This window comes from Johannesbaptistia floridana (assembly GCF_057440575.1).
On sequence record NZ_JALKVM010000369.1, the window covers coordinates 1 to 6,467 of the forward strand.

The window sequence follows — 6,467 nt, forward strand, 5'->3', positions numbered from 1 at the left end:
TAATTCTTTAACTCATTACTTCAAAACTCAACTCCAACCAGTAACTTTGGGTAAAGATGCAAGAGCTGAGTTGAGGCGATCGCTCATTTTAATTTTAGCTGCTAAAGTCTCAAATTATTTTAGTATAATTGTAGTAACTAATTATCCGTCACAGTTAATTTGTAAGAAAGAAAAATGATGACTTTTGAAGGGGTTATTTTAAATATCAAAAATGTGGGGTTAAGTGATGAACAGTTTTATCAACTCTGCCAAATTAATGAGAATTGGAAGCTCGAACAAACGGCTAAAGGGGAATTAATAATTATGCCTCCTGTCGGCGCCATTAGTGGCAATCGAGAATCGGATTTAAACGGTGAGGTCTGGTTATGGAATCGTCAAACCAGACTAGGAAAGGTCTTTAGTTCTTCTACAGTTTTTATTTTACCCAATGGGGGAAAACGTTCCCCTGATGTGGCTTGGATTGCTAATCAACGTTGGGAAGCCTTGACTCCAGAAGAACAGGAAAAATTTGCCCCCTTATGTCCTGATTTTGTCATAGAATTGCGCTCCCGTAGCGATTCTTTAGAGCTTCTCCAAGAGAAAATGCAAGAATATCTTAATGGCGGTTTACGGTTAGGGTGGTTAATTAACCTTCAAAATCAACAAGTAGAAATCTATCGTCAAAATCAACCCGTAGAAATTATTTCATTACCGACAACCCTATCAGGAGAAAATGTCTTACCCCAATTTGTTTTAGAGTTACATAAGTTTTGAAACAACAATTAGTTGAGAAAACTTAAGAGTAGAGTAACACTATCATTTTACCCTACTCTTCTTGTATACCAGTGTTCTAGATATATTATAATTCTGGAGCGCTAGAGCGATTAAAGGCAGGAGATAAATAGGCAACTAAAGCTCCCAAAACAAATCCTAAGACGTTACGAAATAGAGGAAGCCATTCTGTAGTTCTAGTGATAACAGGGCCAATACCAAAAGCAACAAAGAGAATTCCCCAAAGAGGAGAGATAATTAAACCCCATTGCCAAGCGAGGATTTGGTCGGGTTTACGAGGTGTAACAGCTATTCCCAGGATGATTCCACCGACAACGGAAGTGATGAGAGTTAGAATCCATTGTTCTTGAGGCAACCCTGGTACAACGTTACAACCACCTTTTAGTAAACAAGTTTGTACTGTGGATATTGATTCGGCGATCGCATTGTTTTCCCCGTTTTCTCTCACAAAATATAGATTACCGAAGCGAGTTTGTAATTCTACCCAAAAGGTCCGTGGTAGTAGGGGGTAAATATCTCGACCCACATTAAAAGCGAGTAGATTACCGCCTCTGCCGTCTGCTACTAATAACACACTGCGATCATCTAATCCCCAGAATTGCTTAACTGCTCTTCCGGGGGTGCGATCGTATTGTGTTAATATTCTCAGTTTCCATCCAGTCTGAGTTTCAAAATTTTCGATATCTCTAATTATTGATTCTTCTTGTGCGGAGGGTAAATAATTAGCTAAATCTATAATAGGTGTTTGTTTATCTGGTAACAATTCAGGATTATCAAAAGCCCAGGCGTTTGGTGCGATTCCCCAACAAGATAGCATAACGATTCCGGCTATCACGATATTAATAATTTTGCGGTTCAAATGTTGTTTCATAGTCTTGCGATTTTAAAAACTTAACAAAAAGTTCAATTTCTTTACACTTATTTACTTTATTTTAAGATAAGAAACAGATTTAGGGGTTAAATTTTAAAAATTTCTTTGACTTATCCAGGCAAGAATAGGCTCAAAAGCTAACTATTCCAAGTTTTCCAGGCCGCTTTGATTCCCGCCACGAAACTACGACTATTGGACTTAGCTTCCTTAATTTGTTGATTTGCATAACTAATACTTTGGTCAACTTGTTTAGCAACCTCATTAGCACTCTTAACACTAGTATTAATTTCTTCTGTTAGTTCACCAATTTCTGAACCTGTGAGGCGAATGGCATTTAAAGTACTTGGTAATTCTTGTCGAAGGGTATCAAATAGTTTTTCGGCACTCCTAGCCGCTCTGGCTAATTCTACCATAGTGGGTACCGCAACAAATAACAATGCAGTTAAACTGACTGAGACTAAACAAAGGGATAAGCCTAGCCAAAACAAAGGTTCACTCACAGCGATTATATTTAATTATCTTTTTGACTATCTTGGGAAAATGGTGATGTATCGGCAGCTTTTTCTCTAGATGCAGCTTCTACACCTGCGGCGATGGCGATTTGCAACTTATTTCGCACTCTATCCCATTTTTGATAAGCTTGATTTGACCAGTTTTGGGTACGTTTTTGAGTTGTGCTGGAAAAATCTGCTGCTAATTCTGGTAAGGCATTCAAAGATTTTTTAACTATTACTCTAGTTTTTTTACCTTGACGAGAAGTAAACAATAAACCCACAGCAGTTCCTACTGCACTTCCTATGACTATTCCTGCTAATATACTATTATCTTTTTTACTCATCGTGATTTTTTTGAGTTTCTTATTATTTTTACATAAAATTGGGCATAAAGTTTACTTTTTGCCCTAGCTTAGATCAAAGCACGCAAATACAAAAGTACTAAATAGGCCAACAAGGGAGAATCAATTTTTAAGCGTTGAGCATTAATTCTTTAACTCATTACTTCAAAACTTCAAAACTTCAAGACTTCTTACTCATTACTTATAGCAAGCTCGCAAATAGATGTTTACAGTTATCATGAAAAGCCCCCCTTTGTTAAGGGGGGTTGGGGGGATCTGTAAATATAAATATTGTTAACACTACAACGCTCATTACTTATTACTTATTACTCATTACTCAACTCCAACCAGTAACATTAGGTAAAGATGCAAGATCTGAGTCTAGGACGTGTCTATTTAATCAATCCTTACTTTCATATTACTAAAAATGACTGAAAATCAGAATCAAAAACCAACAATTAATCAATTAGTCCAAGAAGCTTTAGCTGAAAATCAACCTGCCGATTGGTTTGAAAAACTCTATGCCCAAGCTGCCGGGAATCCTGAAGAAGTCCCCTGGGCAAAATTACAAGCCAATCCTCACCTATTAGAGTGGCTCAAAAAATTTACTGTAACCAAAGAAAATAAGCAAGCATTAGTTATCGGTTGTGGCTTAGGAGATGATGCTGAAGCTCTTGCTGCCAAAGGTTTTGATGTTACCGCCTTTGATATTTCTTCTACTGCTATTGCTTGGTGCCAGAGGCGATTTCCTAATTCTACTGTTAATTATCTAGTAGCAGACTTATTTAATTTGGATTTCCAGTGGCGGCAGAAATTTGATTTAGTTTTATCTTCTCGCACTGTTCAATCTTTACCGATTTATGTGCGTCCTCAAGTTATTTCTATTATCTGCGATTTAGTAGGGCCAGGAGGTATTTTATTAGTTATTACTCAAGTAAGACCCACCGAAACTCCACCACCTGGCCCCCCTTGGCCTCTTTCTACGGCAGAATTAGACTTATTTAGTAGTTATGGACTCTCTATTAGAGAAAATTATAGCTATGATAATTCTACTCATCTACTCACCTGGATTAGGCAATCTTAGATTAGTTTAAAAACTGAACAGTTGATTGGTTATATATTTTTCCTTCTGTCGTCTGCCTTGCCTAAGCTTTAACGAGTAATTTCTAACAAAACAGCAAGACGAGTATCTTTAGCAGCAACAGAGTTTTCTAATTCAATATCTGTAGAAAGTCTAAGGTGAGGAGATAGAGAATAACCAAAAGAAAAGGTAGTAATACCTACTTGTTGCCCTTGGAAAGGTAAGATGAAACTTTGCTGGATAAAAATATCAGAGGCGCCTGTAGCTGACAAAGCTAACACCAATCTTGCCCCAAGATTAACACCATTGGTGGAATAGTCTTCAGATTGCAGATAACGATACCCTACAACAGGGGCTACATTGATAAAATTACCCAGAGGTAAGAGATAATATTGAAACTGAGTAGCTAAAGTAGTTCTGTTTCCAGAAAAAGAGCCTTGGTAAAGAGCATTAAAACTCAAGGGAGTTTCTCCAATCCATAAATCTTCAACCCCAATTAACCACCCTACACTATCCTCACCAGATGTGTATTGATTGTAGCCCAAGCGAAAGCGAGTGGAGAATCTAGGCTCATTTTTAATATCTTCAAGAACATTAGGTATTTCTTGAAGCCAACGCTGGAAAACTGGACTGTTATCGATAATTTCTTGGTCTAAATCTAGTTCATTAGCAGATGCTAAATTAATATTCAAAGATAGACAAGCAGTAAGAAAAAAAGTTAATTTAACAAGCATTAATAAATAAGGGAAGTATTTTCCTGTTTTCAACTACGAAATAAACGAGTATATTGGTTTTGATGATTCATACTAGCTAATGTTAAACCCCAGTTACTGGTAAATAGTTCTTCATCTTGGAGTTTCAAAAGATTAGTATGAGTATTGATGATAATATTAGATAAACTTGCTAGTATTTGTTGACCTTGGGTTTGTCCTAGAGGAATTAGTTTAACTCCCGCAGTAATTAAATTAGTTGCCCAGCTATGTAAGTAACTTAATAATAGTTCTGATTCCGGTAATTGCCAGTAAGCGGCGCCAATAGCAAAGGCAATTCCATAGTTACAATGACCAGTTATTGCTTCTTGAATCATCTCCTTAGCTGGTAAAGAAGGATGATTAATATTGAGATTAATTAGTAAAGAAAATAAACTTTGACCCATTTGCCAGCTTTGTTGTCTTAATTCTGATGTTTCTTTAGCAGCGCTTAACCAGTTATTCCAGTAGATTAAATCGGTTATTTTCCCTTCCATTAAACTACGGTAACCCCTTAACATTATGGTGCTTTCGATACGAATTGAGCCATAGGTAAGTTCTTGTGTTAGCCAGCTTTGTAAGTGTTGTTGAGTAGTAATGATCTTATTTTCTACGAGATTTTCTATACCTTCGGAGTAGCTGTAGGCGCCAATCGGGATAGTTGGACTAGCTAGTTGTAGTAAGTGTAGGAAAGAAGAAGAATTAATTGACATCTTTAATGACATCGTTAATGATTGTGTTTATAGGCCCCAATTTCTGGATAAAAGGGGCATTCTTCTAATTCTACTTCTAATCCTAGGGATATTAGTAAATTAGCGAGAATGGAATCGGGAGAAAATCGGAGATAAGTAGAACTAATTTGGAGAGGGACATGGCGATTACCTAGATGATAGGCCGCTTTGAGTAAATCAAGCTGATTTTGAGATTTAGCGGTCATTACTGGTTCTGGTTGAGCGGCGATCGCGATCACCTGCTGATGATTTTCTGAGATTAGTAAATCTCCTTCCTGAAGTATTGTACCTCTAGGTAAACGCAGATAAATAGGTTCCCCATTGGGTATTTCTAGGCGTTGCTGACTTTTTAGACGTGCTTCGGCTGTTAAATATACAGTTAAGCTAATAGTTGTTGTTTCAGCTTTGGTGATTTTTTTAGTAAAAACTAGCACAATCTATATCTCTTAAGAGAAGATAAAACTCACTTTGTCTTTTTTCCCGAGGGAGAAGCGATCTCCTCTTTTGAGACGATGACGATTTCCTTTTTGAAGGCGTTTCCCGTTGACATAAGTTCCGTTGGCGCTTCCCATATCTTCTAAATAGTAGCTACCATCTTCTTCTACGTGAATATTTGCATGAACTCTGGAGACTATATCCGAATCAGGAAATGAAGACATATCTATGTCTGGTGGTATTTCATCATTTGCTCTCCCTATATGAATTACAGTTAAATCACTGGGTAGTTCTAGCTTTTGATTTGTTTGTACGTGCCATAGCGACTTTTTCCTATCTGTTTGTATTTTGGTTAAGTCTTCTCCTACTGGAATAAGACATGTTTCTTCGTTATCCTCTTCTAAATCTTCTAAATCTAAAGAAGGCGGAGTTTTTTCTGATGATTCTTTAGGAGTTTTTGGTATAATTCCGCTGACTACACAAGTCAACTCTTCCTCTTCCTCTGAGAGATTTATTGCTTCTAGGGGAGATGAAGGGTTAATCACCATGGTTTCACCTATCATATCTTCATCATCTTCACTGTCTTGATTACTGTCTTGATTGGCTTGCCGCAAATCATAACCACAGCTACCGCAAAAGGCCGCATCTGTTTGTACTGATTCTCCACATTGTGGACATTTACTCATACTTGGTAGAGGAGTAAAACAAGCTTCACACATTTGAGCGCTTTCTGGATTGGTATGATTACACTCTGGACAAATAATCATTTGCTTTCCTATGAAAATTTATGTTTTTATTTTAACCTAAAGAGCTCTTTTAACTACAAACATTTCTCTATTCACCCATTCACGCCTTCTTTCATGATGCAGCCAAAAACCTTTTTATACTAAATTCGGTTGTCAAAATGTATTTAGAGCATAATAAATGAGGGCGCAAGCCGTAGGGGTGCAATAAACTTACTCAAAATTGCCAGCGAAAGCGGAGAGCGCCTTAG

9 protein-coding genes are annotated in these 6,467 nt (G+C 37.2%); 2 read left to right on the top strand and 7 right to left on the bottom strand.

From position 1 onward, the window contains the following. Positions 1–174 precede the first annotated feature (174 nt). Entirely contained in the window at positions 175–753 is a 579-nt protein-coding gene (locus MW688_RS20605) for a Uma2 family endonuclease (RefSeq protein ID WP_486737889.1), read from the top strand. A gap of 85 nt (positions 754–838) precedes the next feature. Here MW688_RS20605 and MW688_RS20610 read toward each other — a convergent pair whose 3' ends face one another. The 3 genes from MW688_RS20610 to MW688_RS20620 form a co-directional block, all read right to left on the bottom strand. Next, a complete protein-coding gene (locus MW688_RS20610) occupies positions 839–1,588 on the bottom strand; it encodes a TPM domain-containing protein (protein ID WP_486737897.1) in 750 nt (249 codons plus the stop codon). A 191-nt stretch (positions 1,589–1,779) separates the two neighbouring features. After that, positions 1,780–2,142, bottom strand: a complete 363-nt coding sequence (locus tag MW688_RS20615; protein ID WP_486737890.1) for a DUF948 domain-containing protein — start codon at positions 2,140–2,142, stop codon at positions 1,780–1,782. Between the two features lie 11 nt (positions 2,143–2,153). Beyond that, the gene (locus MW688_RS20620) at positions 2,154–2,480 is read right to left on the bottom strand and encodes a YtxH domain-containing protein (RefSeq protein WP_486737891.1); all 327 of its coding nucleotides are present in this window, start codon (positions 2,478–2,480) and stop codon (positions 2,154–2,156) included. A gap of 424 nt (positions 2,481–2,904) precedes the next feature. On the opposite strand from MW688_RS20620, the gene MW688_RS20625 reads away from it, so the two are divergent. Continuing rightward, entirely contained in the window at positions 2,905–3,561 is a 657-nt protein-coding gene (locus MW688_RS20625; protein WP_486737892.1) for a class I SAM-dependent methyltransferase, read from the top strand. 68 nt (positions 3,562–3,629) lie between these two features. On the opposite strand, the gene MW688_RS20630 is transcribed toward MW688_RS20625, so the two are convergent. From MW688_RS20630 to MW688_RS20645, 4 genes are read right to left on the bottom strand one after another with little or no spacing between them, the layout of a single operon-like run. Next, complete coding sequence (locus MW688_RS20630; protein ID WP_486737893.1) at positions 3,630–4,292, bottom strand: hypothetical protein; 663 nt, start codon at positions 4,290–4,292, stop codon at positions 3,630–3,632. A gap of 29 nt (positions 4,293–4,321) precedes the next feature. Next, positions 4,322–5,020 carry an urease accessory protein UreF gene (locus MW688_RS20635; RefSeq protein ID WP_486737894.1) on the bottom strand — a complete coding sequence of 233 codons (699 nt, stop codon included), beginning with the start codon at positions 5,018–5,020 and terminating at the stop codon, positions 4,322–4,324. A 14-nt stretch (positions 5,021–5,034) separates the two neighbouring features. Then, on the bottom strand, positions 5,035–5,472 hold the full coding sequence (ureE, locus tag MW688_RS20640; protein ID WP_486737895.1) for an urease accessory protein UreE: 438 nt from the start codon (positions 5,470–5,472) through the stop codon (positions 5,035–5,037). 12 nt (positions 5,473–5,484) lie between these two features. Then, positions 5,485–6,240, bottom strand: a complete 756-nt coding sequence (locus MW688_RS20645) for a double zinc ribbon and FHA domain-containing protein (protein ID WP_486737896.1) — start codon at positions 6,238–6,240, stop codon at positions 5,485–5,487. Positions 6,241–6,467 lie beyond the last annotated feature (227 nt).

What these genes read in the sequence shown, in the direction of transcription:
- MW688_RS20625 (WP_486737892.1), top strand. Translation starts at nt 2,905, where the DNA reads ATGACTGAAAATCAGAATCAAAAACCAACAATTAATCAATTAGTCCAA.
- MW688_RS20610 (WP_486737897.1), bottom strand. Translation starts at nt 1,588, where the DNA reads ATGCTATCTTGTTGGGGAATCGCACCAAACGCCTGGGCTTTTGATAAT.
- MW688_RS20645 (WP_486737896.1), bottom strand. Translation starts at nt 6,240, where the DNA reads ATGATTATTTGTCCAGAGTGTAATCATACCAATCCAGAAAGCGCTCAA.
- MW688_RS20620 (WP_486737891.1), bottom strand. Translation starts at nt 2,480, where the DNA reads ATGAGTAAAAAAGATAATAGTATATTAGCAGGAATAGTCATAGGAAGT.
- MW688_RS20630 (WP_486737893.1), bottom strand. Translation starts at nt 4,292, where the DNA reads ATGCTTGTTAAATTAACTTTTTTTCTTACTGCTTGTCTATCTTTGAAT.
- MW688_RS20605 (WP_486737889.1), top strand. Translation starts at nt 175, where the DNA reads ATGATGACTTTTGAAGGGGTTATTTTAAATATCAAAAATGTGGGGTTA.
- MW688_RS20635 (WP_486737894.1), bottom strand. Translation starts at nt 5,020, where the DNA reads ATGTCAATTAATTCTTCTTCTTTCCTACACTTACTACAACTAGCTAGT.